Annotated in this window: 11 protein-coding genes, 1 pseudogene and 1 riboswitch; of the genes and pseudogenes, 8 read left to right on the top strand and 4 right to left on the bottom strand. The window is 72.0% G+C overall.

Annotation, left to right across the window (positions count from 1 at the left end; translation table 11 throughout):
- Window positions 1-70: 70 nt before the first annotated feature.
- The 3 genes and pseudogenes from ACH4U7_RS04215 to ACH4U7_RS04205 form a co-directional block, all read right to left on the bottom strand.
- Window positions 71-1,114 (bottom strand): annotated as a pseudogene (locus ACH4U7_RS04215) (cobalamin biosynthesis protein); the annotation flags it as partial.
- A 173-nt stretch (window positions 1,115-1,287) separates the two neighbouring features.
- Window positions 1,288-1,424: riboswitch (cobalamin riboswitch) on the bottom strand.
- Window positions 1,425-1,591: 167 nt separating this feature from the next.
- Window positions 1,592-1,858: a hypothetical protein gene (locus tag ACH4U7_RS04210; protein WP_398526500.1), complete on the bottom strand. Its 267-nt coding sequence runs from the start codon at window positions 1,856-1,858 to the stop codon at window positions 1,592-1,594.
- A 12-nt stretch (window positions 1,859-1,870) separates the two neighbouring features.
- A complete protein-coding gene (locus tag ACH4U7_RS04205; RefSeq protein WP_398526499.1) occupies window positions 1,871-3,118 on the bottom strand; it encodes an anion permease in 1,248 nt (415 codons plus the stop codon).
- 392 nt (window positions 3,119-3,510) lie between these two features.
- Between ACH4U7_RS04205 and ACH4U7_RS04200 the strand changes: the two genes are divergently transcribed.
- From ACH4U7_RS04200 to ACH4U7_RS04175, 6 genes are all read left to right on the top strand, one after another.
- Window positions 3,511-4,146: a class II aldolase/adducin family protein gene (locus ACH4U7_RS04200; protein ID WP_398526988.1), complete on the top strand. Its 636-nt coding sequence runs from the start codon at window positions 3,511-3,513 to the stop codon at window positions 4,144-4,146.
- A gap of 149 nt (window positions 4,147-4,295) precedes the next feature.
- Window positions 4,296-5,432 carry an alpha/beta hydrolase gene (locus ACH4U7_RS04195; RefSeq protein ID WP_398526498.1) on the top strand — a complete coding sequence of 379 codons (1,137 nt, stop codon included), beginning with the start codon at window positions 4,296-4,298 and terminating at the stop codon, window positions 5,430-5,432.
- 122 nt (window positions 5,433-5,554) lie between these two features.
- On the top strand, window positions 5,555-7,042 hold the full coding sequence (locus ACH4U7_RS04190; protein WP_398526497.1) for a hypothetical protein: 1,488 nt from the start codon (window positions 5,555-5,557) through the stop codon (window positions 7,040-7,042).
- A 390-nt stretch (window positions 7,043-7,432) separates the two neighbouring features.
- A complete protein-coding gene (gene abc-f / locus ACH4U7_RS04185) occupies window positions 7,433-9,031 on the top strand; it encodes a ribosomal protection-like ABC-F family protein (protein ID WP_385615473.1) in 1,599 nt (532 codons plus the stop codon).
- 381 nt (window positions 9,032-9,412) lie between these two features.
- Window positions 9,413-9,637, top strand: a complete 225-nt coding sequence (locus ACH4U7_RS04180; RefSeq protein ID WP_179285460.1) for a helix-turn-helix domain-containing protein — start codon at window positions 9,413-9,415, stop codon at window positions 9,635-9,637.
- A gap of 117 nt (window positions 9,638-9,754) precedes the next feature.
- Window positions 9,755-10,534 (top strand): enoyl-CoA hydratase/isomerase family protein, encoded by a 780-nt coding sequence (locus ACH4U7_RS04175; protein ID WP_398526496.1) that lies wholly within the window; start codon window positions 9,755-9,757, stop codon window positions 10,532-10,534.
- 79 nt (window positions 10,535-10,613) lie between these two features.
- On the opposite strand, the gene ACH4U7_RS04170 is transcribed toward ACH4U7_RS04175, so the two are convergent.
- The gene (locus ACH4U7_RS04170) at window positions 10,614-12,377 is read right to left on the bottom strand and encodes a SpoIIE family protein phosphatase (RefSeq protein ID WP_398526987.1); all 1,764 of its coding nucleotides are present in this window, start codon (window positions 12,375-12,377) and stop codon (window positions 10,614-10,616) included.
- A gap of 201 nt (window positions 12,378-12,578) precedes the next feature.
- Between ACH4U7_RS04170 and ACH4U7_RS04165 the strand changes: the two genes are divergently transcribed.
- Both ACH4U7_RS04165 and ACH4U7_RS04160 read left to right on the top strand, forming a co-directional pair.
- Entirely contained in the window at window positions 12,579-16,739 is a 4,161-nt protein-coding gene (locus tag ACH4U7_RS04165) for a HAMP domain-containing protein (protein WP_398526986.1), read from the top strand.
- A complete protein-coding gene (locus tag ACH4U7_RS04160; protein WP_398526495.1) occupies window positions 16,736-17,209 on the top strand; it encodes a two-component system response regulator in 474 nt (157 codons plus the stop codon). Before ACH4U7_RS04165 ends, ACH4U7_RS04160 begins: the two co-directional genes overlap by 4 nt.
- The last annotated feature ends 64 nt before the right edge of the window (window positions 17,210-17,273 follow it).

Below are 17,273 nucleotides of genomic sequence, written 5' to 3'. Positions count from 1 at the left end.
CGCCTGCCGTCGGCCGGGCTCCCGCAGCCAGCCGAGCCCCCACAACCAGCCGAGCCCCCACAACCAGCCGAGCCCCCACGGCCAGCCGGGCCGCGGCGGACACGCCGAGCGCCAGGGCGCCGACGCGCCGCGAAAGCCGTACCGCGCGCTCGATGTCGGCCGCCTCGACCGGCCGCCCGCCGGGGTTGAGCACCGGCCGGTGCTCAACGCGGCCGCCGTATGTGAGCGTGCCGCCCAGCCGTACGCCGAGCGCGCCCGCGAACGCGGCCTCCACGGGGCCCGCGTTGGGGCTCGGATGGCGGTGGCCGTCGCGCCGCCAGGCGCGCCACGCGCCGCGCGGATCGGGCCCGGCCAGGGCGGCCAGCGCCGCGGTGAGCCGTGCGCCGGGCCAGCCGGCGAGGTCGTCCAGCCGGGCCGAGGCCCAACCGAACCGCCGGTAGCGCGGGGACTTGTGGCCCACCATCGCGTCCAGGGTGTTGACGGCCCGGAAGCCGACCAGGCCCGGCACCCCGCCGACTGCCCCCCACACCAGCGCGCCCACAACGGCGTCCGAGGTGTTCTCGGCGACCGACTCGACAACCGCGCGTGCGATCTGCGACTCGTCCAGCGCCTGCGGATCGCGCCCGCACAGGTGCGGCAGCCGCCGCCGGGCGGCGTCCAGGTCACCGGCGGTCAGTGCGCCGCCGATAGCCCGTGCCTCCCGGCCCAGCGTCGTGCCGCCGAGCACCGCCCACGTGACGGCGGCGGTCAGTACGGTCTGCGCGGCGGGGGAGCGGCGCCCCAGAGCGGAGGTTTCCGCGGCGGGGCGCCCCAAGACGGGACGTCCCGAGGGTTTCAGGACAGCGCTGCCCAGAGCGGAGCCTCCCGACGCGGGGTGTCCCAAGGCCCGTACGGCGCGCACCGACAGCACGGCGCCCGCGGCCGCGCCGCCCGCGCACAGCGCGGTGTAGAGAGCCCCGGATCCGCGGTGGTCGCGCCACAGCAGCCGCTCGACGGCCAGGGCGGCGCGCCCGAACGCGGCCACAGGATGGCCGCGGCGCGGATCGCCCATGGCGAGGTCGCCGAGAAAGCCGAGGGCGGCGCCGCACGCGTACGAGGCGTGATCGGCACGCATCGTCAGTCCGCCGTCTTGCCTCGGAACATGGCGAACGTCAGGAACATCAGGAGTGGCGGGGACGCCGGGACGTGGCGGAGGGGCCGCGGGCGGGTCGGCGGCATGGCGGTGCCGGGCATGGCGGTATGTCCTCACTCAGGGTCCGCGCCCTGGTTCGACGTGACCGGCGGTGAGAGTCTCCTGGCTCCCGGATCCGCGCTTCTCCCGGTCTTCCAGCCGCCGTGTGGACGGCCGTGACTCGTACGGGCGATGGGAGAGCGCTCCCCGGTGACAGTGGCGGGACCGCGCCGGATTCTCACCGGCTTCCTCTCCTGCCGCCGTTTGGCTCCGGAAGTCCACCATGGGCCGCGAATGGCCGTCAACTCGCGAATGCCCCACCCTGTGTGAGTGTGCCGAGGAGCACATGCCACGGCCGCCGGGCTGGAACGCGCTGGTCGGCGCGTTCCAGCCCGGCGACCGTGAGTGGGTCGAACGGAGTCAGGCCACGATCAGGTTGATGCCGTACGCCACGGCCGCCGCGCACAGCGCGAAGCAGAGGTACGCGCCGGCGCGCGCGGGGCCGAAGGCGCCGCCGGCCGGGGCCGGAGCGGCGGACGCGGTGGCGGCCGTGTCGGTGCCCGCCTCCGCCTGCTGCGGCTTACGGGAGGTGCCGAGGATGCCGAGGGTGAAGACGCCCACGAAGCCGACGGTCACCGCGAGGCTGATGCCGAAGACCTGGCCGAGGGCCGCCCAGTCGATGCTCATCGCGTTACTTCCTTAGCTGGTGCTGCCGGTGGCCGCGGAGGCGCCTGCCGGGGTGGCGGAGGAGGAGATGGAAGCGGCAGAGACGGGCGGCGGAGCCACGGACTGGAGGGCCGCCGTGACGACACCCACCGGCTCGGCCGGCAGCGCCGCAGCCTCGTCGATGTCGTTGACGTTGGTGTGGTCGACGGGCTTGCGGCGCGAGGCCGCCCAGATCCCGGCGCAGGCGGCGACCGCGAGCACGGCGACCGCCGTGACGCCCCAGTCGCCCTGGTCCGCCAGCAGCGCGGCGCCGCCCGCGACGAGGCCCGCGGCGGGCAGGGTGAGCACCCAGGCGAGGACCATGCGGCCCGCGGTGGACCACCGCACCACAGCGCCCTTGCGGCCGACCCCCGCGCCCATCACGGAGCCGGAGCAGACCTGGGTGGTGGAGAGCGCGAAGCCGATGTGCGACGAGGCGAGGATGACGGTCGCGGCGCCGGTCTGGGCGGCGAAGCCCTGCGGCGGCTGGATGTCGGTGATGCCCTTGCCCATGGTGCGGATGATGCGCCAGCCGCCCAGGTACGTACCGAGGGCGATGGCCAGGCCCGCGGAGACGATGACCCACATCGGCGGGTCGGAGTCGGGCGCGATCACACCGCCGGTGATCAGCGCGAGGGTGATGACCCCCATGGTCTTCTGGGCGTCGTTGGTGCCGTGGGCGAGGGAGACCAGCGCGGCCGAGGCGATCTGCCCGGCGCGGTAGCCCTTCGAGGTGTCCTGGGGGTCGCGGCCGCGGGCCAGCCGGTAGGTGAGCCGGGTCGCGACCAGGGCGGCGACACCGGCCACGATCGGCGCGGCGACGGCCGGGATCAGGACCTTCATGACGATCTTGTCGCTGTTGACCCCGTCCATGCCGACGGAGACCAGGGTGGCGCCGATGAGGCCGCCGAAGAGGGCGTGCGAGGAACTGGAGGGCAGCCCGGCCAGCCAGGTCAGCAGGTTCCACAGGATCGCGCCGACCAGACCCGCGAAGATCACTTCGGGGCGGACTCCGGCGTCCTCGTCGATGATCCCCCCGGAGATCGTCTTGGCGACCTCCACGGAGAGGAACGCGCCGACGAGATTGAGGACCGCTGACATCGCCACCGCGATCCGGGGACCGAGAGCCCCCGTGGAGATGGTGGTCGCCATGGCATTGGCCGTGTCGTGGAAGCCGTTCGTGAAGTCGAACACCAAGGCCGTAACGATCACGATCCCAATGAGAAGCGTGATGTGTTCCATCGAACTCCTTCGTGGGGGAATGCGATCCCCGAACTTGGCGACACGGAGCGCCGCCGCGTGACTACGTTACGTAGTGCCATGTGGCCACCGTGTGGCCACCGGGATGGCCACACGAGAAGCCCCTCCTGTGGGAGGGGGAGGATTCGCACACCCTTGGGTAATCGGTGCGACAACCAAAGGGTGCGGCCACGACCGTAAGGACATGGGGTGAACGGAAGGTGAACTGAGGTGGGCTCGGGGGTGACGCACCTGCGGGAAGGCGGCACCGATGATCCACTCGCCCCCGCACTGATGCGTACACGACGGCTCGCCTGCCATGATCGGCGCCCGGAGGTGAGATCGTGACGAAGCCGGATGCCGCACGACCGAATGGACTTGGGGAGCGACCGGACCTGCGGGAAGGCTGGGAGCGGGTGGTGGAGACGGCCCGCAGGACGGTCGCCGACGGCCTGGTCGTCGGCACCTCGGGCAATGTCTCGGCCAGGGTCGGCGATCTCGTCCTGGTGACCCCGAGCGGCGTCCCGTACGACCGGCTCGGCCCGGGCGACGCGGTCGGCGTCGACCTGGACGGGCGCCAGGTCATGGGCGAGCTGGCCCCCACCAGCGAACTGCCGATGCACCTCGCGATCTACCGCGACACCGACGCCGCGGCCGTCGTCCACACCCACGCCGTACACGCCACGGCCGTCTCCACCCTGGTCGACGAGGTCCCCGCGATCCACTACATGACCTGCGCCCTCGGCGGCCCGGTGCGCGTCGCGGGCTACGCCCTGTACGGCACGGACGAGTTGGCCCACAACATGCTCGACGCGCTGCGCGACCGCACCGGCTGTCTGCTGCGCAACCACGGCACCGTCGTCTACGGCGCCACGCTCGACCAGGCGTACGACCGGACAGCCCAGCTGGAGTGGATGTGCCGGGTCTGGCTCACGGCGGCCGCCGTCCCCGGGTACACCCCGGCTCTGCTGTCACCCGAAGAGCTGCGGCGCGCCGCGGACAAGCTCAGCGGCTACGGCCAGCCCCGCTGAGCCGCTGGCCCTGGTGAGCCGCCAGCCCCCGCTGGACCGCCAGCCATGCTGAACCGCCGGCCCTGCCGAGCCAGGCAGGTCGCGGGTCGATCACCCGGCCGGGCAGCGCCCGCTGGCCCGCGGCGGCTTCCCCGCCCACACTGGGAGAGATGCAGCTGCGGACGAAGGCGGTTGTGGCCGCCACCACGATGCTCAGTGTCGGCGCGGCCGCGGTGGCGGCCGGGCGGTACGCCAGCGGCGCCGCCCTGAAGCCCGGCCCCGGCCGGCCGTTCCCGCACGACCCGCGGCTCACCGTGCACGCCACCGAGGCCGACCGGATCACCCTCACCCGCAGCCTCGCCTCGCTGCGCCCCGGCACGTACGGCCTCGCCGGCACCGGCTGCCACGCCGTCGTCGGGCCCGTGGTCGAGGATGCCCCGCACCCCCCGGACTCCGTGGTCCGCCGCCTGGAACGGGTGACGTACGGCACCCTGGCCCCAGGCACCCGCGTCCGCTTCACCCCGCAGGTGCACATCGGCAATCCACGGGACACGCTCGGGATCGACCACGCCGACGTCGACGTACCCGGCGAACTGGGCCAGCTGCCCGCCTGGTTCATACCCGGCGACCGCACCGCCTGGATGATCACCGTGCACGGCCTCGGTACCACCCGTGAGCACCCCATGGTGCTGATGCCGTTCCTGCACAAGCGGCGGTTCCCGCTGCTCGACATCGCCTACCGCGGCGATGTGGGCGCCCCCCGCCCCGAGGACGGCATCGGACACCTCGGCGAGACCGAGTGGCGCGATCTGGACGCTGCCATCCGCTACGCGGTGCACTACGGCGCGGAGAGCGTCATCCTGTACGGCTGGTCCATCGGCGCCACCATGGCCCTGCACGCCGCCGCGGCCTCCGCGCTGCGGGACCGGATCAGCGGGCTCGTCCTGGACTCTCCGGTGCTGGACTGGCAGGCCACCCTGCGGGCGCTCGCCTCGGCCCGGCGCATCCCCTCCGCGCTGCTGCCGCTGGCGGTACGGGCCGCCGAGGGGCGGGCGGGCCTGCACGGGGACCGACTGATGGAGCAGGCCGCGATGGCCGATCTGGACGGGCCGAAGGTGCCGACGCTGATCATCCACGGCCCGGACGACACCATCGCCCCCTGGGGCGCCTCGCGTGAACTCGCCGAGCGCCACTCGGAACTGGTCACCCTTCACCCGGTGCGCAACGCCCCGCACGCCGCGATGTGGAACGCCGACCCCGAAGGGTACGAAGACATGCTGGGCCGCTTTCTGATGCCGTTGATGTGACCCTCACCACCGGCGCACGGAGGGGATCCGGAAGCGCCGTCGGCGACCTTTGTGACCAGCGCGGGCAACCGCCGTACGGGTGCCGATTGGGCTTTCGGGCCGTCACGGGCGAGACTGCTCCCGTGACGTCCCGTACTCCGCGCGACTCCCGGCTCCGACTCGTCCGCCAGCGGCCGATGGCCACAGCCCGCCGGGTTGTGCCGAACCGCGGCTCCCGACCGACGCCCCGCCCGCCCGAGGGCACTCCGCCGCCCTCGGAGCTCGCCCGGCAGGCCAGGTCGGGACTTGCCGGGGCCGTACAGATCGCCCGCTGGGCCGCGAGCCGGCACGCCGTCCCGGGCGTGCTCCCTGCCGAGGCCGTCGCCGAGGCCGCCACCGCCCTGGGGGTCTCCCCTGAACGGATCCGGGCCGACTGGGACCGGGCCCGTCTGGTCGGCCTGATCGAGCTGCACGGCGGCATCGCCCGCCCGGGCTGGCGGCTGCGCGCCTGGGACCGCGACGACAGCGCCGTGCTGCGCGGCTGGGTCGCGCTGCTCGACGCCTGGTCCCTGGACCGCCCGGCGCCGGTCACGGCCGAGCCCACGGCCGTCGCCGAGGTCGTGGAGGCGCTGCCGCAGCTGCTGTCCCTGCTTCAGCTGTCGGCCGGTCCGGTGCAGGTCGCGACGCTTCTGGACATGCTTCAGCAGCGCGTCGCCGAGCTGCGCACCGAGCGGTGCGAGGTGCCGTACGGCCCCGTGGCCGCCCCCGGCCCCGACGACACCCCGCCCGCCGGGACGCCGGACGCCGCCGACTCCCTGGACCACTCCCTGGAGACGCTGCTCGACTGGGCCCTGGACGCGCTCGCCTCCGTGGGCGCGCTCGTGGTGCTGGACGGGTCCTTGGCAGATGGCCCTCAGGAGGCGGCGGAGGCGGCTCCTGAGGGCGTGGAAGGGGCGCGGAAGGCCGTGCAGGAGTCTGCGCGGGAGGCCGTCCTCACCGCGCTCGGCAACTGGGCGGTGTGGGTCAAGCTGGAGCAGATCTGCGTTGCCGCCCAGAGCCCCGCCGGGAACATCGAGCAGCCCGCCGCGGACATGCTGCGCGGCTGCGCGGGCCTGACCCCCGGCCCGGCCCGCGCCGAGTACCGGGCCTGGCTCGCCGCCCGGCCCGTCGGCAGCGCCGTCACCGAGCTCATCGAGGCGGCCCGCGGCGACGACGCGCTGCTGCGCGGGCTCGCCTTCGAGGCCCTGCGCGTCGTCGGGGCGCCCGCCGAGCCGACCGTACGGGCCGTGGTCGACGAGTCCGCGCTGCGCCCGTACGCGCTGCTGTGGCTGGCCGAGCACGAGGGGGTGGACCCGGAGGACGCGCTGGACGTGCTGACCCGCGAGGAGGCCACCTGGCTGTGGGTGGACACGGCCGCGGCCATCTCCGACCACGGCGAGAGCCCGCTGCTCGTGCGCCATCTGGAGTCCGCCGTGCAGGGCACGGTCCCGGCGCTGCTGGAGGAGGTACGGGCCGTGGGCCACCCCCGCACCGTGCAGGTCCTGGTCGCACTGGCCGCCGCCCACCCCGACCCGGCCCTCGCCAAGGCGGTCCGCCGCGCGGCCTTCCAGGTACACACAGGCGGTGCCTGACCAGCTGCTTTTTGAGGGCTCGGTTCTCCCCCGGCTACCGCTGGGAGGTGCCCCCCGGGGGGCGCTACGGCCCCTGTCGACGGTCGACCGTGCTCGGCCCTCCGCGCGGCGGAGCCGCATATCGACTGCAGCCTCAGGGCCTTCGCGCGCTCTCCACTTTCACAGCGACATCAGCGCCTCCGGCGCGGGCGGCCGCGCCCCTTCGGCTCGCCCCAGCTACTGCTGGGAGGTGCCCCCTGCCAGCCGGAACGGGGCCGCCGCCCGGGCCGGGAAAAAGCCCTTGCGGGCCCCGCTAAACTAATCGCATGGCAATTCTCCTCGCGCATTAGACGGCGTCGGCCTCTTTTCGCCCGTCCGTCCAGCCGTCCACCCTGCCCTGGAGTAATTCCCGTGATCACCGCCTCCGGCATCGAGTTGCGCGCCGGCGCCCGTGTCCTCATCGAGTCCGCCTCCTTCCGCGTCGCCAAGGGCGACCGCATCGGCCTCGTCGGGCGCAACGGCGCGGGCAAGACCACCCTCACCAAGTGCCTCGCCGGTGAGGGCATCCCGGCCGCCGGCACCATCACCCGCTCCGGCCAGGTCGGCTATCTGCCCCAGGACCCGCGCACCGGCGATCTCGACGTACTCGCCCGCGACCGCATCCTCTCCGCCCGCGAGCTGGACTCCGTGCTCCGCAAGATGCGCGAGAACGAGGACCGGATGGCGAACGGCAAGGGCGCCACCCGCGAGCGCGCGATGAAGAAGTACGAGCGGCTGGAGACCGAGTTCCTCACCAAGGGCGGTTACGCCGCCGAGGCGGAGGCCGCGACCATCGCCGCCAGCCTCGGGCTGCCCGACCGCGTGCTCGGCCAGCCCCTGCATACGCTCTCCGGCGGTCAGCGCCGCCGGGTCGAGCTGGCCCGGATCCTCTTCTCGGACTCCGACGTCCTGCTCCTGGACGAGCCGACCAACCACCTCGACGCCGACTCCATCATCTGGCTGCGGGACTACCTGAAGACCTACCGCGGCGGCTTCATCGTCATCTCCCACGACGTGGACCTGGTCGAGACGGTCGTCAACAAGGTCTTCTACCTGGACGCCAACCGCTCGGTCATCGACATCTACAACATGGGCTGGAAGCTCTACCAGGCCCAGCGCGAGGCCGACGAGAAGCGCCGCAAGCGGGAGCGGGCCAACGCGGAGAAGAAGGCCGCGGCCCTCAACTCCCAGGCGGACAAGATGCGCGCCAAGGCCACCAAGACGGTGGCCGCGCAGAACATGGCCCGCCGCGCCGAGAAGCTGCTGTCGGGGCTCGAAGCGGTGCGGCAGTCCGACAAGGTCGCCAAGCTCCGCTTCCCGGACCCGGCCCCCTGCGGCAAGACGCCCCTGGCCGCCGAGGGCCTGTCCAAGTCGTACGGCTCGCTGGAGATCTTCACCGATGTCGGCCTGGCCGTCGACCGGGGCTCGCGGGTGGTCATCCTGGGGCTCAACGGCGCGGGCAAGACGACCCTGCTGCGGCTGCTGGCCGGGGTCGAGAAGCCGGACACCGGGCAGGTCACCCCCGGCCACGGTCTCAAACTCGGCTACTACGCGCAGGAGCACGAGACGCTGGACCCGGACCGCACGGTCCTGGAGAACATGCGCTCGGCCGCCCCCGACCTCGACCTCGTGGACATCCGCAAGACGCTGGGGTCCTTCCTCTTCTCCGGCGACGACGTCGACAAGCCGGCGGGCGTGCTGTCCGGCGGTGAGAAGACCCGGCTCGCGCTGGCCACGCTCGTGGTCTCCTCGGCCAACGTCCTGCTGCTCGACGAGCCCACCAACAACCTCGACCCGGCCAGCCGCGAGGAGATCCTTGGCGCGCTGCGCACCTTCACGGGCGCGGTGGTGCTGGTGACCCACGACGAGGGCGCGGTCGACGCGCTTCAGCCGGAGCGGATCATTCTGCTGCCGGACGGCGTCGAGGACCTGTGGGGCGAGGACTACGCGGACCTCGTCGCGCTCGCCTGAGCCGCCACGGATCTGCTCCGGATCCGCTACGGATCCGCTCCCTCGTAGATCATGCGCCATAGATCATTCGGCCTAGGCGTGATCCTTCATCTGAGTGAGAACGGCTGGTACCGCGGCGCGTCGTCAGTGACCGGCGCATGAAGCGTGCCGCGCGCCGGCGTGCGGTGGTGCGATCGCGACCATCGACGGCCTGACCTGCCGGTTCGTCCATCATGTGGACCGTTTCTGAGCGCGCCTGCCTGCGGAATCTTCAATTCCGGGGGCGATCACCCCATCAATTCGGGGAAGCCTTCCTCCAGAGACCTTGCCGAATGGGTGGCCAGGAAGCCGCCTAGGGGTGATCATGAGAGTCCAGAGCGCACTTCCCATGAGGAGGCACGGGTGGCCGAGACTCTGAAGAAGGGCAGCCGGGTGACCGGCGCCGCGCGCGAAAAGCTCGCGGCAGACCTGAAAAAGAAGTACGACTCCGGTGCGAGCATCCGGGCGCTGGCCGAGGAGACCGGCCGCTCCTACGGATTCGTCCACCGGATGCTCAGTGAGTCCGGCGTGGCCCTGCGTGGTCGCGGTGGAGCGACACGGGGCAAGAAGGCCGCAACAACGGCCTGACACCCCAGACATGTCGTACCGGTGGGTATGAGCGGTGCCACCCGGTTGATCGGACCGTCGGCCGGGTGGTTACTGTGCAGTCACTTAGTCATGTGACCGCACCCACCGGAGGCTTCTGTGACCCTGCTGGACAAGGACGGCGTTCACCTCACCGCTGACGATGCGATCGCCACGGTGACCCTGACCAACCCCGACAAGCGGAACGCCCAGTCGCCCGCGACCTGGCGCGCCCTGGCCGAGGCCGGACAGGCGCTGCCGGGCAGCGTGCGGGTGGTGGTGCTGCGTGCCGAGGGCAAGTCCTTTTCCGCGGGGCTCGACCGGCAGGCGTTCACGCCCGAGGGGTTCGACGGCGAGCCGTCCTTCCCCGAGCTGGCCCGCCGCTCCGACCCGGAGCTGGACGCCGTCATCGCCGGGTATCAGGAGGCGTTCACCTGGTGGCGGCGGCACGACCTCATCTCCGTCGCCGCCGTCCAGGGCCATGCCATCGGCGCGGGCTTCCAACTGGCCCTCGCCTGTGACCTGCGGGTCTGCGCTGACGATGCGCAGTTCGCCATGCGCGAGACCAGCCTCGGGCTGGTCCCCGATCTCACCGGCACCCATCCGCTGGTCTCCCTCGTGGGCTACGCCCGCGCCCTGGAGATCTGCCTGACCGGGCGCTTTGTCCACGCCGAGGAGGCCGAGCGCACCGGCCTGGCCAATCTGGTCGTACCCGCCGCGGAGCTGGACGCCGCGGTCCGCGACCTGACCGCGGCGCTGCTCGCCGCGGACCGCGACGCCGTGATCGAGACCAAGGCGCTGCTGCGTGGGGCGGGGGAGCGGACGTACGAGGAGCAGCGCGCCGCTGAGCGCGCCGCGCAGGCCCGGCGGCTGCGCGACCTGGCGGGGCTGGGCGAGTAGCACCGTCTACGGCGGCGCCACCGCGACGGTGCCACGCCACACCGACTGAGCCATCCGCACCGGCACCTCGCCGCACCGTCTACAGCGGCGCCATCCGCACCGGCACCGGCCGTACCGGCACCGCTTCGAGTACGAGCACCGCGAGGTCGTCGTCGATCGGCTCGGGGCCGAAGTCGTGGGCGGCGCGCCGGACCCGTTCCGCCACCGCCTTGGCGCCCAGGCCCACGCACCCCCGCAGGATGTCGGCGAGGCCGTCGTCGTCGTCCAGCTGCCGGTTGCCGCTGCGCCGCTCGGTCACCCCGTCGGTGACGCACAGCAGCGTCTCGCCGAGCGCCAGGTCGAAGTTGTCGGCGTGGAACTCGGCGCTCTCGTCGATGCCCAGCAGCATCTGGGAGCTGCCCGTGGTGACCACCGAGCCCTCGGCGGTCAGCCGTAGCGGCAGCGGGTGTCCTGCGCTGGCCAGTGTGCAGTGGGCGCTGCCCGTGGCCGGGTCGGGCTCCAACTCGCCGTACAGCAGGCTCAGGAAGCGCGGCCGGGCCTGTTCGCCGCCGACGGCCACGGCTTCGGCGCCCTCCTCCACCAGCGCCTGGTTCAGCCGGGAGAGCACGGACTCGACGCCGTGGCCCTCGCGGGCCAGCAGCCGGACCAGATGGCGGGCCAGACCGGTCACCGACATCGCCTCCGGGTCGCTGCCGCACACATCGCCGAGCAGGAAGCACCAGCGGCGGCCGCCCATCGGGAACAGGTCGTAGAAGTCGCCGCCGACGGTCTGTTCCTCGCCGTGCGGCTCGTACACGATCGCCGTGTCGACGCCCGGGATATGGGCGAGGGAGGTGGGCAGCTGCCGGCGCTGGAGCGCCCGGCTGATGGTCGCCTGCCGGGTGTAGCGCCGGGCGGTGGCCACCGCCTGGGCCACCCGCCGGGCCACATCGCCCGACAGCCGCGCCACGCCCTCGGTCAGCTGGGTCACGCCCGCCCGGCCCAGCAGCAGTACGCCGTGGCTGCGGCCCTGGGCGAGCAGCGGGAACGCCAGTGCGGCCCCGCCCGCGCCACGGCCGTCCGCGGGCTCGGGCCAGGGCCAGGGGGTGCCGGAGGGGTCGAGTCCGGTGGGCGGCGGGTGGCTTTCGAGCGCCAGCCGGAGCGCGTCGTTGCGGCGCTCGTCGCTGTGCCATACGCGGCACAGCCGCAGCCTTTGGCCCTCGGTGCTCAGCCATACCGCGCACCAGTCGGCGAGCCGGGGCACCAGGAGCTGTCCGGCGAGGGCGGCGACCATGTTCTCGTCCAGCTGTCCGGCGAGGAGGTCGCTGGCCTCCGCGAGGAACGACGGCCCGCCGCGGTCCACCCACCCACCGGAGCCTTCCCGGTGCCTCGGTGGCGCGGCCGGGGCGAGGGCCTTGGCGAAGCGCACTTCGCTGCCCACCGCGTCGACCGGGAGGGCATCGGCCCCGGACTCCTCCGGCGCGGCGTCCAGCCGGAACCACACCGCCTTGCGGGTGCGGTGGTACGTCACGCCCCAGGACTCCGCGAGCGCGCCCATCAGCTGGAGGCCGCGGCCGCGGCGCCGGGTGTCCTGGCCGCCGTACACCGCGCTGGCGGGGTGGAGGTCGCTCACCTCGACGACGACGCCCGGGGGCGTGGTCTGCAGCCGGCAGACGACCTCGATCTCGGTGCCCGCGTGCAGCACGGCGTTGGTGACCAGCTCGCTGACCAGGAGCACGGCGTCCTCGGTCAGCCGGTCGCCGAGCGGGCGCGGCCCGAGGACGGCCGGTGCGCCCGGTCCCGTGAGCGTGGTGCGTACAAACGCGCGCGCCGCGGCGGGCGCCCCCACGGTCCCGGGCAGCATGGTCCGCGATACGGACTCCCGCGAGAGAGGAAGCAAAGCTCCCACCAGCTGCTCCTGGCACTTCAGGGCGATTAGGTCATTTCGGTGCCATATTATGACAGGCACAGGAGTGCGAATCGATCCATAAGAGACGATGTCATGGCAAATGACCCGACCCCCATGGGCATACGTTCCGACGTCCGCTGCGAATCCCCGGGCATCATGCCGGGCGAGGAGCGGGTGAGCGCGGCGGGCTTGCGATCCCTGCTGGGTGCGATGCAGGCGTTGTGTGACGGGGACTTCTCCGTGCGCGCCAACAGCGCGGAAGAGGGCACGCTCGGCGAGATGGCCGGGGCGTTCAACCAACTCGTGGTGCGGAACGCCCATCTGGCCTCGGAGCTGCAGCGGGTGCGCCGCGAAGTGGTACGGCAGGGCAGACTCGACGAGCGGATCACGGCCAGCCCCGGCCAAGGGGCCTGGGCGACCAGCGTGGACGCGGCGAATCAGCTGGTGGACGCGCTCGTCGGCCCCGTCTCGAACGCCACACAGGTGCTGGACGCCGTCGCCGCGGGCGATCTGACCAAACGGGTCGACCTGCACGACGGCAATCGTCAGCTGCGCGGTGATCTGCGCCGGCTCGGGCGCGGCGTCAACCGCACGGTGGACCAGCTGTCGCTGTTCACCGGTGAGCTCACCCGCGTCGCCCGCGAGGTCGGCACCGAGGGCCGGCTCGGCGGCCGGGCCAAGGTCCAGGGGCTGTCCGGCGACTGGCGCGAGGTCACCGAGGCCGTCAACGCGATGGCCTCCCGGCTGACGGCCCAGGTCCGGGACATCGCCGCGGTGACCACGGCGGTCGCGCGCGGCGACCTGACCCGGCAGGTGACCGTCGAGGCCACCGGGGAGCTGCTGGAGCTCAAGCTGACCGTGAACACGATGGTCGATCAGCTGTCGGCGTTCGCGGACGAGGTCACGCGGGTGGCCCGTGAGGTCGGTACGGAGGGGGAGCTGGGCGGCCGGGCCCAGGTCCGGGGCGTGTCGGGGGTGTGGAAGGACCTGACGGACAACGTCAACTTCATGGCGTCCAACCTGACCTCCCAGGTCCGCAACATCGCCCAGGTGACCACGGCGGTGGCCAACGGCGATCTCTCGCAGAAGATCACCGTCGACGCCCGGGGCGAGATCCTTCAGCTCAAGCTGACCGTGAACACGATGGTCGATCAGCTGTCGGCGTTCGCGGACGAGGTCACGCGGGTGGCCCGTGAGGTCGGCACCGAGGGGGAGCTGGGCGGCCGGGCCCAGGTCCGCGGGGTCTCTGGGGTCTGGAAGGACCTGACCGAGAACGTCAACTTCATGGCGGACAACCTCACCTCCCAGGTCCGCAACATCGCCCAGGTCGCCACCGCGGTGGCGGAGGGAGACCTCAGCAAGACGATCACGGTGGAGGCCAAGGGCGAGATCCTGGAGCTCAAGTCGACGATCAACACGATGGTCGACCGGCTCTCCGCGTTCGGCGACGAGGTCACGCGGGTGGCCCGCGAGGTCGGCACCGAGGGCAACCTGGGCGGCCAGGCGCAGGTCCGCGGGGTCTCCGGGGTGTGGAAGGAGCTCACCGACAACGTCAACTTCATGGCGCTGAACCTGACCTCGCAGGTCCGCAACATCGCCCAGGTGACCACGGCGGTCGCCAACGGCGACCTGTCGAAGAAGATCACGGTGGACGCCCGGGGCGAGATCCTGGAGCTGAAGGACACCGTGAACACCATGGTCGAGCAGCTTCGGGCGTTCGCCGACGAGGTCACCCGGGTCGCCCGCGACGTCGGCACCGAGGGGGAGCTCGGCGGGCGGGCCCAGGTACCGGGCGTCTCCGGGGTGTGGAAGGACCTCACGGACAACGTCAACTTCATGGCGTCCAACCTGACCTCGCAGGTCCGCAACATCGCCCAGGTCGCCACCGCCGTCGCCCAGGGCGATCTGTCCAAGAAGATCGACGTGGACGCGCGCGGCGAGATCCTGGAGCTCAAGACCACCATCAACACGATGGTCGACACGCTCTCCTCGTTCTCCTCCGAGGTCACCCGGGTCGCCCGTGAGGTCGGCAGCGAGGGCCGGCTGGGCGGCCAGGCCCGCGTCGAAGCGGTCTACGGCACCTGGAAGCGGCTGACCACCAGCGTCAACGAGCTCGCCCTGAACCTGACCACCCAGGTGCGGGCCATCGCCGAGGTCGCCTCCGCCGTCGCCCAGGGCGATATGTCCGCATCTGTTTCGGTCGAGGCGCAGGGCGAGGTCGCCGAGCTCAAGCACAACGTCAACGTCATGGTGGCCAATCTTCGCGAGACCACCAGGGCCAAGGACTGGCTGGAGTCCAACCTCGCCCGCATCGCCTCCCTGATGCAGGGCCACCGCGATCTGGTCGAGGTCGCCGACCTGATCCTGCGTGAGCTGACTCCGCTGGTCAACGCCCAGTTCGGCGCCTTCTTCCTCACCGAGGCCGGCGCCAAACCGGGCGAGGGCCTCGAGTTCATCGCCGGCTACGGCACCAACCCCGACAAGGGCCGGCTGCCCAAACGCGAGGCGGCGGGCCGCGGGCTGATCGCCCAGGCGGCCATCGAGAAGAAGCGCATCCTGGTTACCGACGTCCCACCGGACTTCATCACCATCGACTCCGGGCTCGGGTCCGCCCACCCGGCCAGCGTCGTCATCCTGCCGATCCAGTACGAGGACCAGGTGCTCGGAGTGATCGAGCTGGCCTCCTTCAGCCGGTTCAGCGAGGTCCACCTGGCCTTCGTCGACCAGTTCGTCAACACCATCGGCGTCTCGATCAACACCATCATCGCCAACGCCCGCACCGAGTCCCTGCTGTCGGAGTCCCAGCGGCTCACCACCGAGCTGCGCCAGCGCTCCAACGAGCTCCAGCGCTCCAACGCGGAGCTGGAGGAGAAGGCCGCGCTGCTGGCCACCGCCTCGCAGTACAAGTCCGAGTTCCTGGCCAATATGTCGCATGAGCTGCGCACCCCGCTCAACTCGCTGCTCATCCTGGCCCGGCTGCTCGCCGACAACCCCGACGGGCGGCTGTCCGAGCAGGAGGAGCAGTTCGCCACCACCATCCACCGCTCCGGCTCGGACCTGCTCCAGCTGATCAACGACATCCTCGACCTGTCGAAGATCGAGGCGGGCCGGATGGACGTACGCCCCAAGAAGCTGCCGGTGGTCAAGCTGCTGGACTACGTCAACGCGACCTTCCGGCCGCTGGCCGTCGACCGGGGCCTGTCCTTCGAGATCACCGTCGGCGAGGACGTTCCGCGCGAGATGTTCTCCGACGAGCAGCGGCTCCAGCAGATCCTGCGCAACCTGCTCTCCAACGCGCTCAAGTTCACCTCCTCGGGCGGGGTGAAGCTGCACGTCGAGCGGGCGCCCGGAGAGAAGTTCAGCGAGGAGACGCTGCGGAGCGCGGACGCCGTCGTGGCCTTTTCCGTCACCGACACCGGTATCGGCATCCCGCCCGAGAAGCTGTCCGTGATCTTCGAGGCGTTCCAGCAGTCCGACGGCACCACCAGCCGCAAGTACGGCGGCACCGGGCTCGGCCTGTCCATCAGCCGGGAGATCGCCGGAATGCTGGGCGGCCGGATCGTCGCCGAGAGCGAGGTGAACGTCGGCTCCCGCTTCACCCTCTACGTCCCCTCGCACTACGCCGGCATCGTCCCGGCGCCCGACCCGTCGGACCCCCGGGCCACCGGCTCCACCGTCCCGGCCGCGCCCCCCGCGCCGGACGAGCAGCTGCCGGATGTCGCCGACCACGCGCCCAGCGGGGTGTTCGGCGACGAGACCAGCCTGACGGGCGTCTCGCGCCCGTCCGGCGGCGACGGCCGCGATGAGACCTGGCCCGAGACCACCCGGCTCAGCGAATGGCAGTCCGGCCGCCCCCACCGGGTGCTGAACGGGCGGCGCATCCTCGTCGTCGACGACGACATCCGCAATGTCTTCGCGCTGACCCATGTGCTGGGCCGGGTCGGCATGAGCGTGAAATACGCGGAGAACGGCCGTGAGGGCCTGGAGGTGCTGCACCGCAACCCCGACGTCTCCCTGGTCCTGATGGACGTGATGATGCCGGAGATGGACGGCTACGAGACGATCCGGGCCATCCGCGGCACCCCCCGCCTCGCCGATCTGCCGATCATCGCCCTCACCGCCAAGGCCATGCCGGGCGACCGCGAGAAGGCGATCGACAGCGGCGCCAACGACTACGTCCCCAAGCCCGTGGACGTCGACCGGCTGCTGTCGGCCGTCTGCGATCTGCTCGATCCGCTGGGCAGCCCGCCCGGCGGGACCGCCGCGGCCCGCGCGGGCGGCGCGGACACCGGACCGCCGGGGCGGGGGCGGACATGAGCGGCGGCGCACCCGAGAAGTCGGCGATTCTGATCGTCGACGACATGGAGGAGAACCTGATCGCGCTGGAAGCCGTCCTCGGCCCGCTCGATCTGCGGCTGGTCCGTGCCCACTCCGGGGAGGAGGCACTGAAGGCCATGCTGCGGCAGGACTTCGCCGCCATCCTGCTCGACATCCTGATGCCGGGCATGGACGGCTTCGAGACGGCCGCCACCATCAAGCGCCTCGACCAGACCAAAGACGTCCCGATCATCCTGCTGACCGGGGAGGACACGGACTCCGACTACGCCTACCGGGGCTATGCGATCGGCGCCGCCGACTTCGTGACCAAGCCCTTCGACCCCTGGCTGCTGCGCACCAAGGTCAATGTGTTCCTGGAACTGGACCGCAAGAACCGCCGGCTCGCCGAGCGGGTCGCCGAGCTGGAACGGACCGTGGACACCCTGCGCGCGGCGACCCCCGGCGAATGAGGGCCGGGTGACCCGGTCCTCATTCGCCGGGCGCCCTTCCGTACGTATCGTCACTCAGGCCGTG

Source organism: Streptomyces sp. NPDC020845 (assembly GCF_044334165.1).
Lineage (GTDB): Bacteria > Actinomycetota > Actinomycetes > Streptomycetales > Streptomycetaceae > Streptomyces.
The sequence above is the reverse complement of the archived record's forward strand: the minus strand, read 5'-3'. Positions and strand labels throughout refer to the sequence as shown.